Origin of the sequence: Shewanella indica (assembly GCF_033842865.1) — a bacterium.
Classification (GTDB): domain Bacteria; phylum Pseudomonadota; class Gammaproteobacteria; order Enterobacterales; family Shewanellaceae; genus Shewanella; species Shewanella indica.
In genome coordinates, this window is sequence record NZ_JAWXXR010000001.1 from 38,255 (window position 1) to 62,291 (window position 24,037).

Sequence of the window (24,037 nt, forward strand, 5' to 3'; positions counted from 1 at the left end):
GGACGCAGCTACGGCGCACCAATATGTGGTCGCTGCGCTTTTACCACATATGGGCTCGCCGCATCTGGGCCGGTGTGCCGGGCGTTATAAGCCGTGGGAGGTGCAAGTTGAATAAAGTGCTCATAGGGAAAATTAATGCGGGCAGCGTGTTTATTTCTTGGTTCGGCTTGCTATGTTTTTTCATCTGGTTGACTTATGCATTAATCACAGATGACAGCACCTACGACTATACCGTTTTACTTACAATAGGACTCACCGTTGTATTCGGTCTGGTTCATTTCGTTACAGCTTTTTGGGTACGCTGCCCACACTGTAATAAGTGTTTAACCATTCAGGGATTTAAAGAGCCACATCCAGATTCTAGTGGTGATTGGGGTGCAGTCGTGTTCAAGTGGTTTAGTGGTCGCGTGGTTTGTATTCACTGTGGTAAAACGGTGGATACAAATGGCTTATAACAAGTTAAAGCATCGGAAAACCACTCGCTACGCTCGCGTTTTCCGCTGTTCAATGCGTTATGAGAAAACCATGAATAGATTACTTGCCATATTTCTACTTCCGATAGCTCTGTCTTCACTCGCATCGCCAGGTATTACTGAGCAAGAAATCACGTATAAGAACTCAAGGGATCTAGGTTTCGCTGTAACAGTTGAAGTTACCTCAGAGGCAACATCTATCAAGTTGATTGGTCCCAAAAGCATTAACGGCAACTGTACTCCCGCGCGTAGTGGTAATGCACTGATGTCCGCAGCTGGCGAAGAGTTAATGGTCTATCAAACCAACTTACAACCTGGAGATTCGGTGCCAGTGGCATTTGGGTACTTTACTCAAAAAAATACAAATATGAGTGTTTGGCTAGATTACTTCTGTCCGCCTGGTCAAGAGCTTGAAAGCCGTAGGTTTGTCATTCCTTCGGTAGCAAAGTATCTCATAACAAGTCAATCAACTTCGCGCCTGACGGCGCCGGACAGCCTGCGCTACGCTTCGGCTGCCGGTTATTGAGGCGTTATGTGATTTATAAACTTAAATTAAGGAGCAATAGAAGTGAAAAAATGGATAGTGATTTTATTATCGAGTGCAGCGTTGACTGGTTGTGGTGAGAGTAAGGATGAGTACATAGGGACTTACAGTTATGTGAAAGCTAGCACGGGCAAGGAGATCTTGGCTGAAATAAAGAAAGATGGTGAGTCTTATTTTTTTGTTGAAAATATAGACAGACCTTCACAAATTTTGGCTCTGGGTATTGAAGATGACGGTCTGGTCTATAATGGAAAATTATTGAAACTTTCATCAGACCAATCCAAGCTCTATTTCGCAGGAATTACAGCTGATAAAATAAGTGAACCAGAGCTAAATGAATGGAAGAAAAAACGAGATGAATTAGCCAAGATATGTGACAAAATTCAAGTTCAAATTGATCAGGAAATTAAGCAAAAGTTAAGCAATAGCGATTGGAACGAGTACGTTAGAGAGGTCCGTGCTACAGCACCTGACGATTGTAATCTCAAGGGTCTTAACCTTAGGTGGTAGGTCCGCATAAGAGAATACAGGACAGCCATATCTTTTTGATGTTTCACACAGCCTTGACGAGCCTTTGAAATACCCATCAAAGCTCAGTCGAGGTTGGAGTTTTTGCATGAACCTCGCAGATTATTCGTTTCAGAGAACCTACTTCCAAAAATCCGTCGTTATTTATCAGAGACTGGCCCCTGCAACGTGCTTCCTTGCAGCTCAGAAAGTGTTTAGGATGTCCTATATATCTTTTCAACACCTGTAGTGGACATGACTTACCGCTCGTCTGGAAATGCCTGAAAATTTTGGGCACAAATTATAGCAGAGCCTGTCATTCATGATAGGGGAACTGTGACTTATGCCCTGTTTTTGCTATTTCAGCCGATAATAGTTGCTGAGGCAACACTGCGTTCGACAGTATTCAATACTTAGTGTTTAATAATTAACCCACAACTCTCAAAGCTTCACTGGCCCGAGGTTGGTTTGGTGGCATGAGAAGATACTCATATTCAGCAAGGAGTGCTATGGACACGTTTGCTCGATCTGAACTCCCTTTTTGGCAACGTCACTGGTTTTTTATCGCTGTGGCTCTGGTGTTGATCGGCGATGGTTTGACATTTGTTGATCATGACTTGTCAACTGCAGGTTGGTTGGAAATTATCTGGATTATTGATCTGGTCTTGGTTATCCCCCTGCTTTATTGGTGTTGTTACAGGCAACGGCGGAAGGCTGCCTTATTGAAGGCTATTGCGCTGAGCTGCGCTGGGATTTGGCTTGCCGGATACCTTGTCCCGAAAGAGCAGCATAATCTATTGAATGAGTTGGTGGTGGTGCGTTATTTTGGGGGGATTGTTCTGGTTTTATTTGAAATCAAATTAGTTGCCCAGATATATCGTGCGGCCTTTTCCGGACTCGCCGCGACTAATGAGTCGGCTCGGCAAGCTGAAGACTTGGGTATGCCGGCTTGGGTAGTACGTTTGCTGCTTTGGGAGGCCTCTTTGTGGCGCAGAGTGTGGAGCTGCCTTAAACGCTTCGGGCGGAGGTAATAACAAAGGTTCGGGGCTGTAAGTATTAAACCTTTCTTTTAGATAGCGGCGCAGATCATGCGTTAGAGATAGCCTGAATATTCACTCAGGCTGTCTCTAAGTTGAATCAAGCTGAGGGAGACAGTTGCTTTTTAGCGGCTTCTACTTTAGAAAAATCCAGTCCCAGTTGTTCCACGGTTTCTTTGATCAGCAAAAAGACAGGACAGCCATATCTTTTTATGTTTCGCACAGTCTTGACTAGGCTTTGAAATACCCATCAAAGCTCAGTCGAGGTTGGTTATGACAACCGCCCGTCGTCAGTTGATAGACGCTGAAAGTACGCCCTTTTACCACGTGATTAACCGTTGCGTCAGAAGGGCATTTTTGTGTGGTGAAGATGCACTGTCGGGGCGCAGTTACGAGCAGAAAGACAGCAGCAGAAAGACAGGACAGCCATATCTTTTTGATGTTTCGCCCAGCCTTGACTAGCCTTTGAATACCCATCAAAGCTCAGTCGAGGTTGGTTATGACCACAGCTCGTCGTCAGTTGATAGATGCTGAAAGTACGCCCTTTTACCACGTGATTAACCGTTGCGTGAGAAGGGCATTTTTGTGTGGTGAAGATGAACTGTCGGGGCGCAGTTACGAGCATAGGCGTGGCTGGATAGTGTATAAAATCAGGCAGTTGTCGTCAATATTCTGCATCGACGTTTGCGCTTATGCGGTTATAAGTAATCACTACCATTTGGTGCAATTCTGTAATAATAGCGTTGCTTGAAATTGCTTATATACCCAAAGACATACACCTATTTCCAGGCACAGGCGGAACTGTGACCTTCCGAGCCAGGGATGGCGAGGCAGAGCTTACAGGGACGTACTCGCAGCGAGTCACAGGATCGCCTGTGCGAAAGGCGCACCGCAGGTGATGGGCTGCAACTTAGCTGGCAGCTAAAACCAGGTTTATTAGTGAGATTTGGTTCAAAGCCATGATAGCCGCGGTACCAGCGGCTCTCGGCGACACCGAGGGGGGAATTAGTGCAATTCTGTGAGAATGGAGTAACTTGAAACATCTGAAGAGTCTGCAGACATACACCTAATTCCCAGGCACAGGCGGAACTGTGACCGTCGAAAACAGGGACGTTTTCGTCGAGCGCCCAGGGATGGGTTCACAGCGAATCACAGGATCGCCTGTGCGAAAGGTGCACCGCAGGTAATGGACTACATCGTGGCCGGAAGCTCGGCTAATACTCACTTAGGAACTTTTAGCCAAAAGCCATGTTAGCCACTGTGCCCACAACTATTTGCGCTAAGGGGTTGCTTCAGCAACCAGCTTCAATAAGATTCCGGGTTCTGCGCCAGATGCCAGTGCGCTACGTTCGACAAAACCACCGGCCAGCGCCAGCAGTCGGCCATTTTGCATCAGCAGCGGCACTCTGTCTCTGAGCCAGGGCGGCACTCCGAGTTCATGCCAGAGTTTCTTGAGCTCCCGCCCCTTGTCTCTATTGTGGGGCTGACAGCGGTAACTACCCTTGAGTCCCATGACCAATTCAGGCGCAGCAGCAACATCTGATGGCTGAACTTTTGCCCCTAGTGACGCCGATAGTGACGCCGGTAGTGGTGCCGGTATTGACGCCATTAGCGGAGCCAGTTGTGGGGCCATGACTTGAGCCAGCGCCACCCTGGGCCCTGAGTCTGCCAATGTCAGCTCCAGGCGCTGCCAGGGGAAGGTGAGCCCAACACTCAGACTCTGCCCTTGGCTCAATGCTTGCAGCTGCTTTTGGCTCAGGGTCAGTTTCGAGAGTCTTGCAGCCACATCTTCAGCCGAACCTGCGCTATCAAGTAATTGGAATGCTGTCCCTGGCAGAGGCGCCATGGCATAGATCTGTTGCCCATAACGCCTGAGGAGCAATCCTTTAAAGCTAAGCTCAAGCTGAGCATCCTCCCTGGCATCAAGTAGCTGCGCCAAGGCTTGCTGCAACTGCACCTGCGCCGGTAAGGGCAAGCGCTGCATCTGAATAAACTGCCGCAGCAACTGCGCCTGCCACTGGGGTGACAACACTTTGAGCCCGGCGCTATCCAGCACCCGAACGCCGCTGAAGCGGCAACGGCCGAGCAAGGGCTGCAACTTTTCGGCGCTGACTTCATCGAGCAGCAACTGCTGCTCGGCGCACAGGGCGGCGCTGCGTGAGGCCGTAGTGGTAATCGAAGGCCAGCGCTGCTTGAGTACAGGGATCACCTCAGCGCGCAGGAAGTTGCGGTCATACTGGGTGTCCTGATTACTCTCATCATTGATATAGGGCAGCTCGAGGCTTGCCACCGCCTGCTCTATCTGAGCCCGGCTGCTGTCCAGCATGGGCCGTAATTGCCAGCATGGTGCACTTTCTGCCCTGGATGTCTGAGCCAAGGAACTTTCTGCCTTAGATATCAGAGCCAAGTGCTGAGCTTGCCCCATGGCCGCAAGTCCCTTGGGGCCCTGACCACGCTTGAGCGCCAGCAGCAGCGTCTCCAACTGATCGTCCTGATGATGGGCCGTCAGCAGAATATCGCCGGGATTGAGCAACTCGGCAATCGCCTGATAGCGAGCGCGGCGCGCCTCGGCCTCGATACTGACACGCGGACCGAGCTCAAGTTGCACCTTCCGAAGAACAAAATTCAGGCCATAATGCTCGGCTCTTTGGCGACAATGAGCCGCCCAGGCATCGGCATTGCGGCTGAGGCCATGGTGTACGTGCACTAGGGAGATTTGATAAGGCGTCTTGGGATGAGTCTCGCCAAAGCGCGCCAAGGTGTAGGCCAGCAGCTCTGAGTCCATACCGCCGCTATAACCCAGCCAGAGGTGGTTGTCAGCCGTGGCGCCGATTTTATCCAGCAGCGCCGTTAACTTGAGTACCAGGGTATCAACCAGAGTATGGGGCATTAGAAGAGGATCCTGACCTTATCTGTGCCGAGCATGGCTTCCAGTGCCATCATGAGTTCATCACTGGGGTTTACCCGCCAGTCGTCACTCAAACGGAACTGTCCCTTGGCCTGGGCCTGACGATAGTTAATCGCCACAGGCACAGAGCCGCCGCGCCAGGGTGAGAGAGTCTCATAAAACTGTGTCAGCCATTCCGGGCTCAATATTGCCGCATCGAGATCCAGCTCCACCGCCGCCGCAAAGTGGCTGCGGGCTTCGCCCATATCTATGATGTTGCGCGCCGTCATCCGGTTGCCGCCGGAGAAGTCATCGAAGCTCACTTCACCTTCACAGATGAGGATCCTGTCTTTCTCCAGCAGGTGATTGAATTTCTCGAAGGCCTCGGTAAACAGCATCACTTCCAGACGGGCACTCTTGTCGTCCAGCGTCAGCAGCCCCATCTTTGAGCCTCGCTTGGTCAGCATCACCCGGGTGGCGACCACCAATCCGGCGGCCTTGACCGTCTTGCCCCTGTCTGTGGGGTGAATATCCTTGAGCCGCCCGGAGGTGTAGTGCCTGAGCTCTTTGAGATATTGGTTGATGGGATGACCTGTGAGGTAAAGCCCCAGGGTCTCACGCTCCCCTTCCAACCAGACCTTGTCCGGCCAACGTGGGCAGTCGACAAACTGTTGTTTGCTGTCCTCTGGGTCGTCGTTGAGCAGACCGAACATGTCGCACTGGCCTATGGCTTCGGCCTTGGCGTGCTGATCGGCGGCGCGTATCGCCTCCGGCAAGGTAGCCATCATGGAAGCCCGGTGCGGCCCCAGATTGTCCATGGCGCCGGCATTGATCAGCTTCTCAATCACCCGGCGGTTGAGTTTTTTCAAATCCACCCGGGCGCAGAAATCGAACAAGTCTTTGAACGGCCCACCCTTGCGAGCTTCCAGAATCGATTCGACCGGCCCTTCGCCCACGCCCTTGATGGCGCCTATACCGTAGACGATATTGAGCTCTTCATCGACGGTAAACTTGAACAGGCCCTTGTTGACATCCGGCGGAATAAGCTTGAGCCCCATGCGCTCACACTCATCCACCAGGGTCACTATCTTGTCTGTGTTGTCCATATCGGCGGACATTACCGCCGCCATAAATTCAGACGGATAGTGGGTCTTGAGCCAGAGTGTCTGATAAGACACCAGTGCGTAGGCGGCCGAGTGCGATTTGTTGAAGCCGTAACCGGCGAATTTCTCCACCAGATCGAAGATCTTCATCGCCAGTTCGCCATCAACGCCGTTTTTTATCGCCCCGGCTTCAAAACCAGCACGCTGCTTGGCCATCTCTTCCGGTTTTTTCTTACCCATGGCCCGGCGCAGCATGTCTGCGCCGCCCAGGGTATAACCCGCCAGCGTCTGGGCAATCTGCATCACCTGTTCCTGATAGAGGATGATGCCGTAGGTAGGATCCAAAATCGGTTTAAGGCTCTCGTGTTGCCACTTCTCATCCGGGTAGGAGATAGCCTCGTGGCCATGCTTACGCTCGATAAAGTTATCTACCATCCCCGACTGCAACGGGCCTGGGCGGAACAGGGCCACCAGAGCGATCATATCTTCGAAGCAGTCGGGCTGCAGACGCTTGATAAGATCTTTCATGCCGCGGGATTCCAGCTGGAATACCGCCGTGGTTTCGTAGCGTTTCAGTACCCCGAAGGACTTGGCATCGTCCAGCGGAATGGCGGCAATATCGACCGGCGGCTTGCCGAGCTTGGCGAGCCTTGGATTAATCATCCCCAGTGCCCAGTCGATAATGGTCAAGGTTCTGAGACCCAGGAAGTCAAACTTCACCAGACCGGCGGTTTCCACGTCGTTCTTGTCGAACTGGGTCACTGGGTTTTTGCCTTCGGCGTCGCAATAAAGCGGCGAGAAGTCGGTGATCTTGGTCGGCGCAATCACCACGCCCCCGGCGTGCTTACCCGCGTTACGGGTCACCCCCTCAAGCTTGCGGCACATGTCGATAAGGTCTTTGACATCCTCATCGGCCTCATAGGCTTCAGGCAGCGCAGGCTCGGCTTCAAACGCCTTGGCCAGCGTCATCCCGGGCTCGGCCGGGATCATCTTGGAAATTCTGTCGACAAAACCATAAGGGTGCCCCAGCACCCGGCCCACGTCACGCACTACCGCCTTGGCGGCCATGGTACCGAAGGTGATGATCTGCGATACCGCGTCCCGGCCATAGAGTTCGGCCACGTGATCGATAACCTCATCGCGCCTGTCCATACAGAAGTCGACGTCAAAGTCGGGCATCGACACCCGCTCAGGGTTAAGAAAACGTTCGAACAGCAGGTCAAATTCCAGCGGGTCCAGGTCAGTGATCTTAAGCGCATAGGCCACCAGGGAGCCGGCACCCGAACCCCGCCCCGGGCCCACGGGAATGCCGTTGTCCTTACCCCACTGGATAAACTCCATCACGATAAGGAAGTAGCCGGGGAAGCCCATCTGGTTGATAACCTTGAGCTCAATATCCAGACGCTCGTCATACTCGCCGCGCTTTTCCGCCCGCTCCTGTAGGTCCGGGAACAGGAACTCGAGACGCTCTTCCAGCCCCTCTTTGGAGCGCATCACCAGATAGTCAGCGGTGGACAGCTCACCCGTGGGGAAGTTGGGCAGGAAGTACTCACCAAGCCGCACGGTAACGTTACAGCGCTTGGCTATCTCCACCGTGTTTTGCAGCGCTTCCGGAATGTCAGCAAACAGCTCGCACATCTCAGCTTCAGTCTTGAGATACTGCTGCTCGCTGTATTTCTTGGGTCTACGGGGGTCAGCCAATGTGTAGCCATCGTGGATAGCCACCCGGATTTCATGGGCCTCGAACTCTTCCGGGGTCATGAACACCACCTGGTTGGTGGCAACCACAGGCAGGCCTGTGTTGGCAGCATGTTCCACCGCCATGTGCAGGTAGCGCTCCTCATCCGGGCGCCCGGTGCGGATCAGTTCAATAAAGTAACGGTCGTTGAAGTACTGCTTATAGAAATCGGTCAGTTCCTGGGCCTGGTTCTGGTTGCCCTTGAGCAGCGCCTTGCCCAAGTCCCCTTCCCTTGCGCCGGAGAGCAGCAAAATACCGGCGCCGTGCTCCAGCAGCCACTGCTGATCGATAGCGACTCTGTCACGCACCTGACCGCGCAGATAGGCCTTGGAGATCAGTTGAGTCAGGTTCTGGTAGCCATCGTTATCCATAGCCAGCACGGTAAGCGCGCAAAACTCATCTTCAAAGCCGGGCACCAACATCCAGAAGTCGGCCCCTATGATGGGTTTTATCCCGGCGCCATGGCAGCCACCGTAGAATTTCACCAGACCACAGAGGTTGTTCTGATCCGTCAGCGCCACTGCCGCCATGCCCTCATCGGCCACCTTGGCCAGAATGGGCTTGACCTTGGCCAGACCATCGGTCATGGAAAAGTCTGAGTGAACACGTAGATGGACGAAACGGGGCTGTGACATGAAAATCCGATTACTCTGACAAGCTGAAAATCAATAGGCAAAGATAACACGCCGGGAGAGGTTCACCAAAGTTAAAACCGGCCATTTAACCTTGCTGTTGATAGAAGCGCCAATTAACCGAGAAATGACGCTCGGCTCAGATTCGCTTTTCACCGACATACCAACAAAAAGATGTAACAGCAAAAAATGACAGGGCAGCAGCGGCTGCCCTTTGGGTTGCATCTTTAGGTTTCAGAACGGCTTATGAATGCTGCTCCAGCCATTCGCGTACCGGCCTGAAGCTGCGTCTGTGTTCAGGCAAGACACCGTGTTGACTCAAGGCTTCGAAATGCGCCTTGGTGGGATAGCCCTTATGGGCGGCAAAACCATACTCAGGGTGGCGGAGGTCAAGCTCGGCCATCTCCCGGTCGCGGGTGACCTTGGCTATGATAGAGGCGGCGCTGATGGCCGGGATCAAGCCATCGCCCTTAACCACTGCGGCCGAAGACAGGCCAAAATCCGGGGTCCGATTGCCGTCTACCAAGACTTTTTCGGGACGCACCTTCAAGCCCGCAACGGCGCGCTGCATCGCCAACATGGTGGCATGCAATATGTTGAGCTCATCGATTTCCGCCGGGCTGGCTCGACCGACTGAGACCGCCAGCGCCTTGGCCAGAATCTCTTCATAGAGGGCATCGCGTTTCCTTTCGCTGAGCTTCTTGGAATCATTGAGGCCGGTGACGGGATTGGCGGGATCCAGGATCACCGCTGCCGTGACCACATCGCCGACCAAGGGGCCACGCCCCACTTCATCTACCCCGGCGACCAGCCCCTGGCACAACAGCTGCGCTTCGGCCTCCGAGAGTTGCTTATAGACTGTCATCTTTCCTCGGCTTTTTTATCCAGCAATGCCACAACCGCCTGGGCCGCCTTCTCACTGGCGTTGCAGGCCAGCAGGCTGTGCAACTTAGTAAACTCGGCCAGCAGCGGCCGGTTATCTTTATCCAGCAATTTACCCACCTCTTCGGCTATCCGCTCGGCAGTGCAATCATCTTGGATAAGCTCTGCCACCAACTCTCTTCCGGCCAACAAATTGGGCAAAGAGAAGTGGTTTATCTGCATCATCCGCTTGGCAATACGGTAAGTGATAGGGCTAACCCGATAGCCAACCACCATAGGGCGCTTGACCAACATGGCTTCCAGCGTGGCGGTGCCCGATGCCAGCAAGATGGCATCGCTGGCGGCCATCACTTCCCGCGAGCGCCCTTCCGTCATATGAATTTCCAGATCCGGCGCATAGGTTTCCAGCGCGGCAAGAAACTGCTGGCGGCGTTTTTCATTCACCAAGGGGGTAATAAACTTGAGATCCGGATAGCGCTGTTTCAGCAGCCTGGCCGCCTCCACAAAGGGCTGGGCCAACATCTTCAACTCGCCACCACGAGAACCCGGCAGGATGGCCAAATATTCAGCCTCGACTTTCAAGCCGAGTGCTTCTCTGGCAAGACGCTTGTCATTCTCCATCGGGATCTCATCGGCCAAAGTGTGGCCGACAAAGGTACAAGGCACCTGATGCTTGTCGTAGAAGGCTTTTTCAAACGGCAGCAGTGACAGCACCATATTGGTGGCGCGGGCGATTTTGAAGATCCGCTTAGGACGCCAGGCCCAAACCGACGGGCTGACATAATGCACCGTCTTGATCCCACGCGCCTTGAGCTTGAGCTCCAGGCCGATATTGAAGTCCGGGGCATCTATGCCGATAAAGCAATCCGGCTGCAGCGCGGTTATCTGTTTGACCAGACTCGAGCGTATCTTCAACAATCTCGGTAGACGGGAAAGCACCTCGGCAATTCCCATCACGGCCAACTCTTCCATGGCAAACAGCGACTCGAATCCGAGCGCCTCCATGCGAGGGCCTCCTATACCGATAAAACGGGCGTCCGGATAGCGCTGTTGCAATGCTCTCATCAGGCCGGCACCTAAAATATCGCCGGAGATTTCTCCGGCGACCATTGCAAAGACTAACTTTCTATTTTGTGTCATTCGTTCTCACTGTGTCAGCGAATAATTCCTCGATTTGAGGAGGTCACAAAATCAACAAATGCTTGTACCTGCGGCTCTTTTGCGGCGTCTTCAGCCATAGCTGCGATGGCCTCTTCCAGAGTCAGGCTGCTGCGGTACAGGGTCTTGTAGGCCCGGCGCAGCGCTTGTTGGGTCTCTTTGGCAAAGCCGCGGCGCTTCATGCCTTCCATATTCAGACCCCGGGGAATGGCCGCCTGGCCAGAGGCCATCACGAAAGGAGGCACATCCTGCAGCACCAAAGAACAACCTGCAGTAAAGGCATGGGCACCTATGTGCACAAACTGGTGCACCCCTGTCATACCGCCGAGAATAGCCCAGTCACCCACATGGCAATGACCGGCAATAGAGGCGTTGTTGGCCATGATCACATTGTCGCCCACCACGCAGTCGTGAGCGATATGTACATAGGCCATAAACAGGTTGTTGGAGCCGATACGGGTCTCGCTGTTGTCCTGCACTGTGCCACGGTGAATGGTGACAGATTCACGGATGATATTGTTATCACCCATGATAAGCCGGGTAGGTTCACCGGCATATTTCTTGTCCTGGCAATCTTCACCAACTGAGGCAAACTGAAAAATCCGGTTGCCCTTGCCAATGATGCTGGGTCCCTTGATAACCACATGGGAACTAATCCAGCAATCATCGCCGATCTCCACATCCGGTCCTATATAACTCCAGGGACCGATAGTAACATTCTTACCTATCTTGGCGTCGGGGTGAACGAAAGCTAATTTATCTATCACTTGCTAATCTCTCTGCGGGCACACATGATTTCTGCTGAACACACCAGCTCACCATCCACTTTGGCCTCGCCGTAGAAAACGCCAATCCCGCGGCGTTCCTTGATCATCTTCACTTCAAAGTGCAGCTGATCACCTGGCTCAACAACCCGTTTGAAACGAGCATTGTCGATACCGGCAAAATAATACAACACGTCCGGAGACGGCTTGTCGCTCATGGTCTTGAACGCCAACAAGCCGGTGGCCTGCGCCATGGCTTCCAGAATGAGCACGCCAGGCATAACCGGCTGCACAGGGAAGTGTCCCTGAAAGAAAGGCTCATTGATGGTGACGTTCTTGATCGCATGCAGAGTTTCACCCGGAGTAAAATCCAGTACTCTATCGATCAACAAAAATGGATACCTGTGTGGCAGGTAAGCCAAAATCTCTTTGATATCCATTGTATTTAATTGATTAGACACGAACTCGTTTCCTCATGCCGCTTAACACACAGCGGTATTAATCTTGGGGTTTAACGGTTTTTTCCAGGGTCTTGACCCGCTGGAACAGCTCGTCCAATTGACGGAAGCGAACCGTATTTTTACGCCACAGCCTGTTGGGCATGGCCACAGTGGCGGAGGAGTATACCCCAGGTTCACGAACATCGTTAGTAATGTTGGTGCTGCCAGTGACATGCACCCCATCGGTAATACTCAGATGACCGGAAATCGCGCAATTGCCACCAATGATACAATGTTTACCTATAGTCACGCTGCCTGCCAACACAGTGCAGCCGGCAATCGCAGTGTTGGCTCCAATAATATCGTTATGGGCCACTTGCACCTGGTTGTCGATGATCACACCATCATGAATTTCAGTATGGTCGATTGCGCCGCGATCTATGGTAGTACCGGCACCAATCTCCACTCTGTCACCTATGCGCACGCCGCCGGTTTGAGGGATTTTGATCCACTGACCGCGTTCGTTGGCATAACCGAAACCATCGGAGCCGATAATCGCCCCCGAGTGAACGATACAGTTTTGCCCCATATGCACATTGTGATAGACGGTGACATTGGCCCACAGGCGACTGCCTGAGCCTATGATGACATCCTGACCAACCACAGTACCGGCACCTATCTGAACATTTTCGCCCAAAATACTGTTGGCACCTATTACCGCATTAGCGCCAACCGCAACGCCCTCACCCAGTTTGGCACTGGGATGAATTTGCGCCGAGGGATGGATATCCTCTGCGGCGGCCGGCGTACTGTCCAGCAATTGCGCGACTCTGGCGAAACCGACATAAGGGTCATTGAGCACCAAGGCGTTACCGGCAAAACCGTCCAACTCTTTAGGCGAGATCAATACCGCACCAGCCTGAGTCTGCTCCAGCTGGCTACGGTATTTGGTGTTGGCCAGAAAGGTGATCTGATCCGGCCGCGCCTTTTCGAGTGTCGCCACCGAGGAGACAGTCACACTGTCATCCCCGCGAACTTCAGCCCCTAGTAGCTGGCCAAGCTCTTTCAACGAAAAAGACTTCATCGATTTACTGGCCTTTGCTCAAGGCTTCAACCACTTTGGAACTGATGTCGGCAGCAGGCTTAACATAAACCACGGCACCGCGTTGCAGTACCATGTCGTACTTCTCTTTTTCAGCTATGGTGTTAATAGCCTTCTGCACCTTTACCAGCAGCTTGTTTTGCTCTTCGCCCTGACGACGACGCAGATCTTCATCCAACGCCTTACCTTTGAGCTGATAGTCAGCCTTCAGAGATTCCATTTTACGAACCAGTTCGGTCTTTTGCGCTTCGCTCATCAGCGCGGCATCACGCTGCTGCTTTTCCAGCAAACCACGAAGGTCTTCCTGCAATTTCTGAACTTCGGCCATACGATCACCGAACTCAGTCTTGAGTGCGTTGCTGATCTGCTCACGTTGTGGCAGTTGTTCAAACACAGCGCCCATATCGACAACCGCCAGTTTCTCAGCTTGGGCAGCCAGAGGAGCCCCCATCAACATCAGCGTCATCAGTGCGCCGTTTACCATTTTTTTCAAAGTCAGACTCCTTGTTTTTCTTCAGCAATGCTTGCCGAGTTTATGTAATTTAGAAAGTTTTGCCAATATTGAACGAGAAGATCTCGGTCTCGTCATCGTCGTATTCCTTAACGGGCCAGGCCAGGCTGAACACCATGGGCCCCATGGGCGACAGCCATTGCAGGCTAAGGCCCCAGGAAGCACGGATACGGCTCGGATCACTGTAATCGGCCAACTTGGAAAACTCATCCGCCGGCAAGAAACGATAGGAGTCATAATCAAACTCCGTATCCCAGACGTTACCCGCATCGATAAAGAAGCTGGTACGTACTGAGTTGCTATAGGCCTCATCCAGGAAAGGAGTCGGCACAATCAACTCCATGCTGGCCGTAGCGATGGCGTTACCACCGATAGAACGACCTGAGCTGATGTAAACTTGGTTGGGATCGCCCGGTAAGCTACAGCCTTCACCATCCGGATTGGGTCCACAAGGCTCGCTGCCACGATACAGATAGAAGGCTCTTGGCCCCACTGAGTTGGACTTGAAGCCACGCAGCGAGCTGGAGCCACCTGAGTAGTAGTTTTCCCAGAACGGCAGGATCTGGTCGTTGTCATTGAAACCACCATAACCGTTGCCATAACCCAGACGGGCACGGGTCAAGAGCACAAACTTATGGCTACGGGTCAGCGGCCAATAGAAGTTGGTATCAAAGTCAGTCTTGAAGTACTGCAGATCCGAACCTGGAACCGTGATCTTACCACTCAAACGCTGGGATGAACCGTCGGTTGGGAAGGTTCCGCGGTTGAGAGTGCTGCGATACCAACCCAGGCTAAGTTCGAAGTTATCGAAGCTCAAGTCAGAGTTGGGATCCTCGTTGTCACGATAGATGTTATAGAAGCGGATCGCCTGCTCATAACTGGAAATCTCAGAAATGGTGTTATGACGATAGCCTATGCCGCCGTTGAGTCTGTTGTACTCGTTAATGGGGAAACCACTGTTAAGCGCAACACCATAGGAGCTGTTCTTATAGCGTTCAAGGTTAGCCTCATTAGCATCGAACTCGTTCCAGTAGATGCTGCCACCCAGGCTGACCCCATCTTTGGTGAAATAAGGATCGGTATACGACAGGTTGACGTTCTTGGAGTACTTGTTGGTGTTCAGGTTAATCCCGGCCTGGTTGCCCGTACCGAGGAAGTTGGACTGCTGAACCCCGAACTGCAGGCTCATGCCTGACTCGGTACCATAACCTATACCAGCGTTAAAGGAGCCTGATGGCTGCTCTTTCACCTTGAAGGCCACATCCACCAAGTCGTCTGTGCCCGGCACCTGCACGGTTTCAGTATCGACAGTTTCAAAGTAACCCAGACGGTTGAGTCGTGCCTTGGATTGCTCGACCAAGGCCGAGTTCAACCAGGCTCCTTCCATCTGTCTCAGCTCACGGCGCATTACTTCATCTTTGGTTACTGTGTTACCGGTGAAGTTAATCGCGCGGACATAAACACGCTTGCCGGGCTTAACGTTAACATTCAGGGTCACTTCCTTGGTTTCATCATCTATCTCAGGGAAAGTCTTCACCTCTGGATAGGCGTAACCGAAGCGGCCCAGATACTTACTGTACATCTCTTCGGTAAAGGTGACATCTGCGCCGTTGTATTGCTCACCGGCCTTGATAGGCAAGATACCCTTGAGCAACTCTTCACGACCCATGAGTTCACCGGTCAGGTTGACTTCCTTGACCTTGTACTGCTCGCCTTCATCGACGTTAATGGTGATGTAAAGGCCCTTACGATCCGGCGTCATCGCCACCTGAGTCGAGGTCACCTTGAAACGGATATAACCATTATTGTGGTAGTGGGTCTTGATGGTCTCAAGGTCGGCCTGCAGTTTTTGTTTCTGATAACGGCGCTCGCCGAACAGATCCCACCAGGCTACATAGTCTTTGAGCTCCAGCATGCCGATAAGGTCGGCATCGCTGAAGCGCTCGTTACCCACTATGTTAATCTGACGGATTTCGGCCGCCAGACCTTCGGTAAACTTAAACTTAAGTTCTACCCGGTTACGAGGCAGGTTGATCACCTGGGCCTCTACCTTGGCGCCGTATTTACCCACGCCGTAGTAGAAGTCCTGCAGGCCCTTCTCGATACCCGAGAGCATGGTGCGGTCGAGGGCTTCGCCCACCTTCACACCACTGCCGTCCAGGCTTTCCTGCAGCTGCTCATCTTTGATGTCCTTGTTACCGTCGAAGGTCACGGCACTGATGGTCGGTCTTTCACGTACCGACACTATCAGCACCCCACCATCGCGGGACACCTGAACATTTTCAAAGTTACTGGAGGCATACAGGCTCTTTATCGCCTGTTGCAGCTTGAGTTGGTCGACTGTGTCACCCACTTTGACAGGCAAACTCAGCAAGGCCGCACCGAGTGCCACTCGTTGCAAACCTTCAACTTGGATGTCGGTCACTTCAAAAGGCTGGAAAGACTCTGCCCAACCATTCCCTGAAAACGACGCGCCGACTAATAACATCGAGGCAAAAAGTTTATTCAATCGCATAGCGCACTTCTAATTATTTGTCTGTCCTTGCTCAGAGTCGGGCAAAATCATTGAAAAGGGCAATACTCATCAACATCAGCAGCAACGCCGCCCCAAATCTGAATCCAATTTCCTGTACCCGTTCGGATACAGGCTTACCTGTTATTACTTCCACCAAGTAATACATCAAGTGTCCCCCGTCCAGCACTGGCAACGGCAAGAGATTAATAATGCCGAGGTTTACGCTTATCAGGGCGAGGAACCCGAGAAAATATACCAACCCTATGTTGGCGCTGTTACCGGCCCCCTGCGCGATGGAGATGGGGCCGCTCAAATTTTTAACCGAAACATCACCGGTAAACAACTTGGCGATCATCTTAAAGCTGACGACTACAAGTTGCCATGTTTTATCTGCCGCCACCGAAATGGATTCAAGCGGGCCATACTGCAGATCCAGCAGCATATTGTCTGGCCACTTGGGGGCTTTGGGCGCCAGGCCGATGACACCTTCCATTTCGCCATTGGCACCCTTGCGGCTGTCCGGGATCAGAGTGAAAGTCTGTTGTTCACCACTGCGCTTAACCGTCAGTTGCAACGGCTTACCGGCTGATACTTTAATTTGTCCGACAAAGGTTTGCCAGTCGCTGTATACCTCACCATTGACGGCCACCAGAATATCACCGGCCTTGACCCCGGCCTTGGCGGCCGCACCGCCCTCGGTAACCGTCTCCACTTCAGGGATCACATCCGGGCGGAAAATATCCAGCCCCAGCGTACTGAAGGGGGATTCTTTTTCCGGATCGAAACGCCAGTTGCGGATATCCAACTGATAAGTACGCCCGGAAGGCTCAAGACCATCGTCAGGCTGAGATATCTGGTCGAGCGGCCTCAGGGTCAAGCTCATACTGTCATCGCCGATATGACCGACCAGTGCCAGGTTCACTTCTTCCCAGGTGCGTACCTTTTGCCCGGAAACCGCCACTATCTGCTGAGGGCCATCTATCTGCATCACGGCCGCAGGCGAGCCAGGTCTGACATCGCTGATCACCGGCTTGAGTGAAGGCACGCCGATGAGATACATAATATAGAGCGCGAAAATGGCAAAGATAAAGTTGGCTATCGGCCCGGCAGCGACTATCGCGATACGCGCCCAGACACTCTTGCGATTAAAGGCCTGCTGTTTAAGCTCCTCGGGTACATCCTCGACCCGCTCGTCGAGCATTTTGACATAGCCCCCAAGCGGGATCATGGCTATCACATATTCGGTGCCATCTTTGCCGAGGCGACGCCAAATCGCCTTACCAAAGCCGATAGAGAAACGCTCCACCTTGACACCACAGCGCCTGGCTACCCAAAAGTGGCCATATTCATGGGCGGTGATCAGTATCCCCAAGGCGACGATAAAAGCGCCCAGGTTCCATAAAAAATCAAACATCAGACCTTATTTTCCTCACTTGCATCCGGCGATAGCTTCCTTGGCATACTGACGACTTTGGCCGTCCAATGCCAGAATATCCGCTATGGAATTTAAAGGCGATTGCGGCACACGGGCCAAACAGGCTTCATTGACCCGGGCGATATCGGTAAAGCCAATTTCCCCTTTAAGGAAGCTGGCAACGGCCATTTCATTGGCCGCGTTGATCACTGTGGTCGCCTCCTGCCCCGAAGCACTGGCAGTCATTGCCAACTCAAGGCATGGATAACGGGCAAAATCCGGCTCACAGAAGCTCAATTGTCCGACTTTGAAAAAGTCCAAAGGTTCAACCCCTGAAACAATTCTCTCCGGATAGGCCATACAATGAGCAATCGGAGTACGCATATCCGGATTACCGAGCTGCGCCAGCACGCTACCATCCTGATACTGCACCATGGAGTGAATCACACTCTGGGGGTGGATAACCACCTTAAGCTGCTCGGCACTGGCGTTGAAGAGCCAGCGCGCCTCTACATACTCAAGCCCTTTATTCATCATAGTCGCCGAATCGACAGAAATTTTAGGCCCCATAGACCAGTTGGGATGCTTGATAGCCTGGGCCGGTGTCACACTCGCCAAACTGGCAAGATCGGCGCTCAAAAATGGCCCACCAGAGCCGGTGAGCAGAATCGATGAAATGCCTGCGCCTTGAAGGTTGCAATAACCCAGCTGTTGCTGCACAGCTTCCGGCAGGCATTGGAAAATAGCGTTGTGCTCGCTGTCTACCGGCAGCAGAGTCGCGCCCGACTGGCGGGTGGCTTCCATAAACAAGCGCCCGGACATCACCAGCGCCTCTTTATTGGCCAGCAGCACCCGCTTACCGGCCTTGACTGCCGCCAGCGTTGGCAACATGCCGGCGGCGCCGACTATGGCCGCCATCACGGTATCGACCCGGCTGTGAGCCACCAGCTCAAGTAGTTCTGACTCGCCGCTGCTCACGCGGGTAGCAGATGTGGCCCCCAAACGCTCGGCCAATAGCTTGGCAGCATTGGGGTCAACCATATGGGCAACTTCAGGTCGGTGGATCGTACACAACTCGGCCATCTTGTCGACATTGGTATTGGCCACCAACGCATAAACCTGATATGCCGCCGGGTTATGTTGGATCACACTGAGGGTACTGGCACCAATAGAACCAGTCGCTCCTAAAATCACCATGTTTTGCATAGCACTACATCCAGAATGCAATATAGATAAGGGTAAATACAGGCAAGGCTGCGGTCAGGCTATCGATGCGATCCAGCACACCGCCGTGACCGGGCAATATAGTGCCCGAGTCTTTGATTTTGGCGGCGCGCTTGAACATACTCTCGGACAGATCGCCGAGCGCCGAGGCCAAAGCGGTAAATAGGGTCACGGCTATCAGCAGTCCAAGCTCCTGCTCTGGAGAGAAATAGCAAACACCGGCCACCACCACCATGGTGGTCAACAGGCCACCAAGTAAACCTTCCAGAGTCTTGGCCGGGCTGACGTTGGGCATAAGTTTAATCCGCCCCAGCGCCTTACCGGCAAAGTAGGCGCCCGAATCAGCGGCCCATACGGTCAGCATCACCAAGAACACCAGGATACCGCCAAAATAAGGGTCAGCAGGACTGCTGAGCGCCTTGAGCGCGATCAGGGAAGCGAAACAAGGAAGCAAAGTCAACTGACCAAACATAGACTTGAGCATGGGACTGCCCTGCCAGAGTTTGGCACTGCGGGGATAGGAGATCACCAGCACCAAAGAGAATAGCCACCAGCAGGCGCCGATAAGAATGATGGCCAGCATGATGGGGTGTAACTGACCTCTGGACCAGACGGCATCGGTCGGTACCAGGAGGTTAATCGCCACCAATACTATCGCCAGGGTAGCGGTAAAACTCCATTGAGTGACCTCACAACGGCTGTCGATAATACGGCCCCACTCTTTCGCCGCAATCAGAAATACCGCCACCAAGGCCCATGAAAAATAACTCGCCGGGAGCAAAAAAATGGCCCCCATAACCAGTGGGATTAACCAAATTGCTGTTATTATTCGTTGTTTTAGCAAAAAATGTCCCTCGTAAGATGTTATTCGCTGCGTATTTCTTCTATCTGACTTCCGGTCAGACCGAAACGACGCTGGCGGCTGGCAAAAGTCGCCACAGCCTGGCGAAATGCCTGCTCATCAAAATCCGGCCAAAGGGTGTCGGTAAAGACCAACTCGGCATAAGCCGCCTGCCAGAGAATAAAATTACTGATGCGGTAATCCCCGCCCGTACGGATCATTAAATCAACTTCATGTTGATTTTGCATGCACAAATGCGCTGCCAGGGCCTCTTCACTGAACTGACTGCTGGTCATTTCACCGGATTCGACTTTTTCTGCCAGTTTGCGGGCGGCCTGCATTATGTCCCAGCGGCCACCATAATTAGCGGCGACATTGAGGGTCAGCTCTGAGTTGGCAGCGGTTTTCTCTTCGGCGGCACGGATCTGTTTTTGCAGTCTCTCGGAAAAACGACTGGTATCCCCAATAATATTCAACCGGACACCATTTTGGTGCAGCAGCTTGATTTCCCGACGCAGCACGGTAAAAAACAGCTCCATCAACAGGCTGACTTCCTGATCCGGACGACGCCAGTTCTCACTGGAAAACGCGAACAGGGTCAATGAACGTACCCCGAGCTGCCTTGCTGTACTCACGGCCCGGCGCACGGCTTTGACTCCGGCCTTATGCCCAAAAACCCTGGCTTTACCCTGGGCCTGAGCCCAACGGCCGTTACCATCCATAATGATAGCCACATGCTGCGGGATAGACTGTTTTACCAGCTCTGAAAGCTGCTCAGGTAAGCACTCTGAAGTCTGGCAGTCACCTGTGCTGGTTGGAGTCGTAGGATCGGCTTCCATATTGGATGACATCTGAATAAACAACCCTTATAAATAGACAAACGCCGCGTAGTATACCCCTACACGGCGCATCAACTCTAGTTTAGCGAGTCAATATCAGACTTCCATCAATTCCGCTTCTTTCGCGGCCAACAGTTCGTCTATCTTCTTGATATGTACGTCAGTTATCTTTTGTACTTCATCTTCGCTGCGGCGTACATCGTCCTCGGTACACTCTTTGTCCTTCTCCAGGTTCTTCACCGCAGAGTTGGCATCACGACGAACGTTACGCACGGCGATACGACCGTTTTCAGCCTCGGCACGCACCACTTTAACCAGATCACGGCGGCGCTCTTCGGTCAGAGCCGGCAGAGGGATACGGATAGTGGCACCGGCAGACATAGGGTTCAGGCCCAAATCTGAGCTCATGATCGCCTTTTCTACAGCCTGGATCATGCTACGGTCGAACACGTTAACCGCCAGAGTGCGGCTGTCTTCAACTGAAATATTACCCACCTGCTTGAGCGGGGTCATGGTGCCGTAGTAAGACACCTGGATAGAATCCAGCAGTGCGGGGTGAGCACGGCCGGTACGCACCTTGGCCATTTGTGCCTTGGTGGCTTCCACACACTTGTCCATACGAACCTGTGCATCTTCTTTAATCGCATCAATCACGTTAAATGTCCTTTTTGCAATCAGTCGGTTATTTCGTTTTGATCAGCGTGCCTTCGGCTTCTTCACCCATGATAACCCGGCGCAGCGCACCTGGCTTATTCATATTGAAGACCAATATAGGCATGTCGTGGTCACGGGCCATGGTGAAAGCAGCCAGATCCATGACTTTCAATTCTTTATCCAGAACTTCATTGTAACTCAGTTCATCGTATTTGACGGCTTCAGGGTTCTTCATAGGATCATCTGAATATACGCCATCAACTTTAGTGCCTTTTAGCACGACTTCTGCTTCAATTTCAATCCCTCTCAGGCAAGCAGCAGAGTCTGTGGTACAGAATGGGTTACCGGTACCGGCAGCAAAAATCACCACGCGCCCGGACTTGAGCAAGCTGATAGCTTCGGCCCAATTGTATCTATCGCACACGCCATTGAGCGGAATAGCAGACATCAGACGGGCATTAACATAGGCACGGTGCAGCGCATCACGCATTGCCAGACCATTCATCACTGTCGCCAGCATACCCATGTGATCGCCCACCACGCGGTTCATACCGGCCTTGGCCAGCCCTTCACCACGGAACAGGTTTCCGCCACCGATGACCACGCCAACCTGAATGCCGAGCTCAACCAGCTCCTTAATCTCCTGGGCCATACGATCCAGTACCTTAGGATCGATACCGAAGCCTTCTTCGCCCATCAGGGCTTCGCCACTCAGTTTCAGCAGAATACGTCGAAATGCAGGTTTTGGGTTGGTGCTCATCTTTTTCTGTCCTGGTCATAACAAGACCGCAGCGGCTGCTGCGGTCTTGGGAGGGTTAAGAATTGGCGATTAAGCCTTCTTGGAAGCAGCGATTTGGGCAGCTACTTCAGAAGCAAAATCTTCTTCTTTCTTCTCGATACCTTCACCCACTTCCAAGCGGATGAAGTTAGTCACAGTGGCGCCTTTCTCTTTCAGAACTTCGCCAACAGTTTTCTTTGGCTCCATGATGAATGGTTGACCAGTCAGAGAAACCTCACCGGTGAACTTCTTCATGCGGCCGGCAACCATCTTCTCAGCGATTTCCTGAGGCTTGCCTTCGTTCATAGCGATTTCAACTTGAACGGAACGCTCTTTCTCAACCACTTCAGCTGGAACGTCTTCTGGGTTAACGTACTCAGGCTTAGAGGCAGCAACGTGCATTGCAATGTGCTTCAGCGTTTCTTCATCGGCTTCACCGGTAACAACAACACCGATGCGATCGCCGTGACGATAGAAAGCCATCTTGTCACCGTCGATGTACTCAACGCGACGAACATTGATGTTTTCACCGATTTTGGCAACCAGGGCAACACGTGCTTCTTCGAACTGGGCTTTCAGATCTTCAACAGTCACTTTGGCAGCAGCGGCAGCGTCCAGAACTTCGTTGGCGAAAGCCAGGAAGTTAGAGTCTTTTGCTACGAAGTCAGTCTGGCAGTTAACTTCAACCAGAGCAGTGTAACCAGCACCGTTTTTGATCAGGATAGTACCTTCGGCAGCGATGTTACCGGCTTTCTTGGCCGCTTTAGCCGCGCCGCTCTTACGCATGTTATCGATTGCAGCTTCGATATCACCGTTAGTTTCGGTCAGGGCTTTTTTACAATCCATCATGCCTGCGCCAGTACGGTCGCGCAGTTCTTTAACCAGGGCAGCAGTAATTGCCATTGTTAAATCCTCAATTGATAATTCGACAAATTTAACCTATTGATAAGTAGGTATAAAACAGGGGCCATATGGCCCCTGTTAACCAATCATATCTCTTGGTTAATAAGGGTGATGTACTAGCATCGCACCTTATTATTCAGCTTCGATGAAACCGTCTTCTTCAGCTTGAACAGCCAGGTCCTGACCACGGCCAGCTTTGGCAGCAGCAGCTACAGACTCAGCATACAAACGGATTGCACGCATAGCGTCGTCGTTACCAGGAATGATGTAGTCAACGCCATCTGGAGCAGAGTTGGTATCTACTACGGCAACAACTGGGATACCCAGGTTGTTGGCTTCTTTGATAGCGATGTGTTCATGGTCGGCACCGATAACGAAAATGGCGTCTGGCAGACCGCCCATGTTCTTGATACCACCCAGAGACTTCTCAAGCTTTTCCAGCTCACGGGTACGCATCAGCGCTTCTTTCTTGGTCAGCTTGTCGAAAGTACCGTCAACAGACTGGGTTTCCAGATCTTTCAGGCGCTTGATTGACTGACGAACGGTTTTCCAGTTGGTCAGCATACCGCCGAGCCAGCGCTTGTCCACGTAGAACTGCTCGCAAGATACGGCAGCTTCTTTGATGGCTTCACTGGCAGCGCGCTTGGTGCCTACGAACAGGATTTTACCTTTCTTGGAAGCAATGTTGCTGATGAAAGCCAGAGCTTCATTGAACATTGGCACAGTGTGCTCGAGGTTGATGATGTGTACACCGTTGCGAGCACCGAAGATGAAAGGCTTCATCTTAGGGTTCCAGTAACGGGTTTGGTGACCGAAGTGTACACCGGCCTGGAGCATATCGCGCATTGAAACTGTAGTCATTTTCTATACCTTAATTTAAGGGGTTAGACCTCCACGCATCCCATGTCTTCGACCCTTTGGTCAAGCCGCGGGCACCCCGAAGAATGTGTCGATACGTGTGTGATTTAGTATTTGAGTTAAATGCCATGTATAATGGCCGCCATCTTTACTCTTACCTGCCGACAAAATGGGTTCCCCCATCAAAGGCAGCCGACTTGAAGCTAATTCGAACTCATAGAGTCGTCAACTCA

General features: G+C 52.5%; 22 protein-coding genes and 2 pseudogenes. 6 read left to right on the plus strand and 18 right to left on the minus strand.

The genetic code is table 11. The features are described from left to right. Positions 1 to 107: 107 nt before the first annotated feature. The 4 genes from SIL79_RS00185 to SIL79_RS00200 all read left to right on the plus strand — a co-directional run bounded on the left by SIL79_RS00185 (position 108) and on the right by SIL79_RS00200 (position 2,555). Positions 108 to 455: a hypothetical protein gene (locus SIL79_RS00185; RefSeq protein ID WP_146226014.1), complete on the plus strand. Its 348-nt coding sequence runs from the start codon at positions 108 to 110 to the stop codon at positions 453 to 455. After that, positions 445 to 999 (plus strand): hypothetical protein, encoded by a 555-nt coding sequence (locus SIL79_RS00190; protein ID WP_157823031.1) that lies wholly within the window; start codon positions 445 to 447, stop codon positions 997 to 999. The genes SIL79_RS00185 and SIL79_RS00190 overlap by 11 nt, the downstream gene beginning before the upstream one ends. 42 nt (positions 1,000 to 1,041) lie before the next feature. After that, positions 1,042 to 1,527 (plus strand): hypothetical protein, encoded by a 486-nt coding sequence (locus SIL79_RS00195; RefSeq protein WP_234501705.1) that lies wholly within the window; start codon positions 1,042 to 1,044, stop codon positions 1,525 to 1,527. 506 nt (positions 1,528 to 2,033) lie between these two features. Next, positions 2,034 to 2,555: a hypothetical protein gene (locus tag SIL79_RS00200; protein WP_319618886.1), complete on the plus strand. Its 522-nt coding sequence runs from the start codon at positions 2,034 to 2,036 to the stop codon at positions 2,553 to 2,555. 106 nt (positions 2,556 to 2,661) lie between these two features. Here SIL79_RS00200 and SIL79_RS20650 read toward each other — a convergent pair whose 3' ends face one another. After that, positions 2,662 to 2,784: a DUF2999 family protein gene (locus tag SIL79_RS20650; RefSeq protein ID WP_405130408.1), complete on the minus strand. Its 123-nt coding sequence runs from the start codon at positions 2,782 to 2,784 to the stop codon at positions 2,662 to 2,664. A gap of 50 nt (positions 2,785 to 2,834) precedes the next feature. Between SIL79_RS20650 and SIL79_RS00205 the strand changes: the two are divergent. Next, positions 2,835 to 2,963: pseudogene (locus SIL79_RS00205) on the plus strand (alpha-amylase family glycosyl hydrolase); the annotation flags it as partial. A 97-nt stretch (positions 2,964 to 3,060) separates the two neighbouring features. After that, positions 3,061 to 3,285, plus strand: a pseudogene (locus tag SIL79_RS00210) (alpha-amylase family glycosyl hydrolase); the annotation flags it as partial. Positions 3,286 to 3,840: 555 nt separating this feature from the next. Here the strand turns inward: SIL79_RS00210 and tilS are convergent. The 17 genes from tilS to rpsB all read right to left on the minus strand — a co-directional run bounded on the left by tilS (position 3,841) and on the right by rpsB (position 23,807). Further along, positions 3,841 to 5,451, minus strand: coding sequence for a tRNA lysidine(34) synthetase TilS (gene tilS, locus SIL79_RS00215; protein WP_319618887.1), 1,611 nt, complete (start codon positions 5,449 to 5,451; stop codon positions 3,841 to 3,843). After that, on the minus strand, positions 5,451 to 8,924 hold the full coding sequence (gene dnaE, locus SIL79_RS00220; RefSeq protein WP_233962735.1) for a DNA polymerase III subunit alpha: 3,474 nt from the start codon (positions 8,922 to 8,924) through the stop codon (positions 5,451 to 5,453). The genes tilS and dnaE overlap by 1 nt, the downstream gene beginning before the upstream one ends. Before the next feature lie 241 nt (positions 8,925 to 9,165). After that, positions 9,166 to 9,786, minus strand: a complete 621-nt coding sequence (gene rnhB / locus SIL79_RS00225) for a ribonuclease HII (RefSeq protein ID WP_039034784.1) — start codon at positions 9,784 to 9,786, stop codon at positions 9,166 to 9,168. Continuing rightward, the gene (gene lpxB / locus SIL79_RS00230) at positions 9,783 to 10,943 is read right to left on the minus strand and encodes a lipid-A-disaccharide synthase (RefSeq protein WP_039034783.1); all 1,161 of its coding nucleotides are present in this window, start codon (positions 10,941 to 10,943) and stop codon (positions 9,783 to 9,785) included. Before lpxB ends, rnhB begins: the two co-directional genes overlap by 4 nt. Positions 10,944 to 10,957: 14 nt before the next feature. Further along, positions 10,958 to 11,728, minus strand: coding sequence for an acyl-ACP--UDP-N-acetylglucosamine O-acyltransferase (lpxA, locus tag SIL79_RS00235; RefSeq protein ID WP_144361691.1), 771 nt, complete (start codon positions 11,726 to 11,728; stop codon positions 10,958 to 10,960). Continuing rightward, the gene (gene fabZ, locus SIL79_RS00240) at positions 11,725 to 12,186 is read right to left on the minus strand and encodes a 3-hydroxyacyl-ACP dehydratase FabZ (RefSeq protein ID WP_025010987.1); all 462 of its coding nucleotides are present in this window, start codon (positions 12,184 to 12,186) and stop codon (positions 11,725 to 11,727) included. Before fabZ ends, lpxA begins: the two co-directional genes overlap by 4 nt. A gap of 37 nt (positions 12,187 to 12,223) precedes the next feature. Further along, the gene (gene lpxD, locus SIL79_RS00245) at positions 12,224 to 13,249 is read right to left on the minus strand and encodes a UDP-3-O-(3-hydroxymyristoyl)glucosamine N-acyltransferase (protein ID WP_233962734.1); all 1,026 of its coding nucleotides are present in this window, start codon (positions 13,247 to 13,249) and stop codon (positions 12,224 to 12,226) included. Positions 13,250 to 13,253: 4 nt separating this feature from the next. Beyond that, the gene (locus SIL79_RS00250; protein ID WP_039034800.1) at positions 13,254 to 13,751 is read right to left on the minus strand and encodes an OmpH family outer membrane protein; all 498 of its coding nucleotides are present in this window, start codon (positions 13,749 to 13,751) and stop codon (positions 13,254 to 13,256) included. Positions 13,752 to 13,809: 58 nt separating this feature from the next. Next, on the minus strand, positions 13,810 to 16,293 hold the full coding sequence (bamA, locus tag SIL79_RS00255; RefSeq protein WP_039034780.1) for an outer membrane protein assembly factor BamA: 2,484 nt from the start codon (positions 16,291 to 16,293) through the stop codon (positions 13,810 to 13,812). 31 nt (positions 16,294 to 16,324) lie between these two features. After that, positions 16,325 to 17,707, minus strand: a complete 1,383-nt coding sequence (rseP, locus tag SIL79_RS00260) for a sigma E protease regulator RseP (RefSeq protein WP_233962733.1) — start codon at positions 17,705 to 17,707, stop codon at positions 16,325 to 16,327. A gap of 15 nt (positions 17,708 to 17,722) precedes the next feature. Further along, entirely contained in the window at positions 17,723 to 18,913 is a 1,191-nt protein-coding gene (ispC, locus tag SIL79_RS00265) for a 1-deoxy-D-xylulose-5-phosphate reductoisomerase (protein WP_039034778.1), read from the minus strand. Positions 18,914 to 18,917: 4 nt separating this feature from the next. Next, on the minus strand, positions 18,918 to 19,775 hold the full coding sequence (locus SIL79_RS00270) for a phosphatidate cytidylyltransferase (protein ID WP_039034777.1): 858 nt from the start codon (positions 19,773 to 19,775) through the stop codon (positions 18,918 to 18,920). 20 nt (positions 19,776 to 19,795) lie between these two features. After that, positions 19,796 to 20,623, minus strand: coding sequence for a polyprenyl diphosphate synthase (gene uppS / locus SIL79_RS00275; protein ID WP_039034776.1), 828 nt, complete (start codon positions 20,621 to 20,623; stop codon positions 19,796 to 19,798). Between the two features lie 84 nt (positions 20,624 to 20,707). Beyond that, positions 20,708 to 21,265: a ribosome recycling factor gene (gene frr, locus SIL79_RS00280; RefSeq protein ID WP_039034775.1), complete on the minus strand. Its 558-nt coding sequence runs from the start codon at positions 21,263 to 21,265 to the stop codon at positions 20,708 to 20,710. Between the two features lie 28 nt (positions 21,266 to 21,293). Further along, positions 21,294 to 22,025: a UMP kinase gene (pyrH, locus tag SIL79_RS00285; protein WP_039034774.1), complete on the minus strand. Its 732-nt coding sequence runs from the start codon at positions 22,023 to 22,025 to the stop codon at positions 21,294 to 21,296. A 69-nt stretch (positions 22,026 to 22,094) separates the two neighbouring features. Continuing rightward, positions 22,095 to 22,946: a translation elongation factor Ts gene (tsf, locus tag SIL79_RS00290; protein WP_028779851.1), complete on the minus strand. Its 852-nt coding sequence runs from the start codon at positions 22,944 to 22,946 to the stop codon at positions 22,095 to 22,097. A gap of 132 nt (positions 22,947 to 23,078) precedes the next feature. Next, the gene (gene rpsB, locus SIL79_RS00295; RefSeq protein ID WP_025010979.1) at positions 23,079 to 23,807 is read right to left on the minus strand and encodes a 30S ribosomal protein S2; all 729 of its coding nucleotides are present in this window, start codon (positions 23,805 to 23,807) and stop codon (positions 23,079 to 23,081) included. Positions 23,808 to 24,037 lie beyond the last annotated feature (230 nt).

Bases quoted from the DNA above. Each gene is read 5' to 3' on its own strand.
- uppS (WP_039034776.1), bottom strand. From the start codon at position 20,623: ATGTCATCCAATATGGAAGCCGATCCTACGACTCCAACCAGCACAGGT.
- dnaE (WP_233962735.1), bottom strand. From the start codon at position 8,924: ATGTCACAGCCCCGTTTCGTCCATCTACGTGTTCACTCAGACTTTTCC.
- SIL79_RS00190 (WP_157823031.1), top strand. From the start codon at position 445: ATGGCTTATAACAAGTTAAAGCATCGGAAAACCACTCGCTACGCTCGC.
- lpxB (WP_039034783.1), bottom strand. From the start codon at position 10,943: ATGACACAAAATAGAAAGTTAGTCTTTGCAATGGTCGCCGGAGAAATC.
- SIL79_RS00200 (WP_319618886.1), top strand. From the start codon at position 2,034: ATGGACACGTTTGCTCGATCTGAACTCCCTTTTTGGCAACGTCACTGG.
- rseP (WP_233962733.1), bottom strand. From the start codon at position 17,707: ATGTTTGATTTTTTATGGAACCTGGGCGCTTTTATCGTCGCCTTGGGG.
- rnhB (WP_039034784.1), bottom strand. From the start codon at position 9,786: ATGACAGTCTATAAGCAACTCTCGGAGGCCGAAGCGCAGCTGTTGTGC.
- ispC (WP_039034778.1), bottom strand. From the start codon at position 18,913: ATGCAAAACATGGTGATTTTAGGAGCGACTGGTTCTATTGGTGCCAGT.
- pyrH (WP_039034774.1), bottom strand. From the start codon at position 22,025: ATGAGCACCAACCCAAAACCTGCATTTCGACGTATTCTGCTGAAACTG.
- tsf (WP_028779851.1), bottom strand. From the start codon at position 22,946: ATGGCAATTACTGCTGCCCTGGTTAAAGAACTGCGCGACCGTACTGGC.
- bamA (WP_039034780.1), bottom strand. From the start codon at position 16,293: ATGCGATTGAATAAACTTTTTGCCTCGATGTTATTAGTCGGCGCGTCG.
- SIL79_RS00250 (WP_039034800.1), bottom strand. From the start codon at position 13,751: ATGGTAAACGGCGCACTGATGACGCTGATGTTGATGGGGGCTCCTCTG.
- rpsB (WP_025010979.1), bottom strand. From the start codon at position 23,807: ATGACTACAGTTTCAATGCGCGATATGCTCCAGGCCGGTGTACACTTC.
- lpxD (WP_233962734.1), bottom strand. From the start codon at position 13,249: ATGAAGTCTTTTTCGTTGAAAGAGCTTGGCCAGCTACTAGGGGCTGAA.
- tilS (WP_319618887.1), bottom strand. From the start codon at position 5,451: ATGCCCCATACTCTGGTTGATACCCTGGTACTCAAGTTAACGGCGCTG.